Source organism: Paeniglutamicibacter sp. MACA_103 (assembly GCF_045798555.1).
Lineage (GTDB): Bacteria > Actinomycetota > Actinomycetes > Actinomycetales > Micrococcaceae > Paeniglutamicibacter.
On record NZ_JBIXLN010000113.1, the window covers coordinates 1 to 869 of the forward strand.

Below are 869 nucleotides of genomic sequence, written 5' to 3' on the forward strand. Positions count from 1 at the left end.
AAGACCCACCGCGCCGATGGTACTGCACTCGGGAGGGTGTGGGAGAGTAGGTCACCGCCGGACAACACGTCCCGGAACCCCTGAACAGTCCTGTTCAGGGGTTCCGATGCTTAACCCGGAACCTTCGGGAACCGCACGGCCCCCGGCACACCCCGGGGGCCGCGCGCCGTTAACCCGGATTTCCGGCCCCTGCCGGCACGGCCGAAGACAAAAGTCCAGCTGAAGCAGCGCGACAAACAAAATGACAGGGGAAGCGCGCTGGTTCTTTTCTTCGTCTCCCTGATTTGCTCGAACACGAGCTTGCTTCTGGGGCCTGGGGATTAGAGATTATCTGGTGGCCGGCGGGGCTTTGCTCAGCCAGATCTTGAATCCATTCGGATGCGCCTCAATGGGAGACGTGCCGGCATTCACCAACATGAGTGACTGAGTTTCTGCCGTACTATTGATCAGTTGCGTTGCGCACTATTGGTGCAAATCACGAAGGCGACTGGGTACGCTCGACTAAGATAGATGCAGGCGTTCAATGCCCTGGTGAGGGCGAAAAGATTTTAGTGTGGGCTTCCGTGAGATGCGGAGGTCCACTGGTTCATGCGTGGGGTCCAAAACTGAAGACCCTTTTGAGAGGAACACATCTAGTGTCAAACGAAAACAAGGGCTTCGGGTCAAAGGACAACCGCGACCGGACCGGTTCTAAGCCAAACAACAATGACGGCTTCCGCCGTGGTGGCGATGACCGCCGCGAGGGCGGTTTCAAGCCGCGCGAAGACCGCGGTGGTTTCCGTGGTGGCGATGACCGCCGCGAGGGTGGTTTCAAGCCGCGCGAAGACCGCGGTGGATTCCGCGGCGGCAACGACCGTGGTGGATTCCAG

1 protein-coding gene is annotated in these 869 nt (G+C 59.5%); it reads right to left on the reverse strand.

Annotated elements, in window-relative coordinates; all coding sequences use genetic code 11:
• Nucleotides 1-662: 662 nt before the first annotated feature.
• Nucleotides 663-869 (reverse strand): hypothetical protein (locus tag ACIPVK_RS21770; RefSeq protein WP_407614067.1); only part of this gene is annotated, 207 nt, incomplete at its 5' end.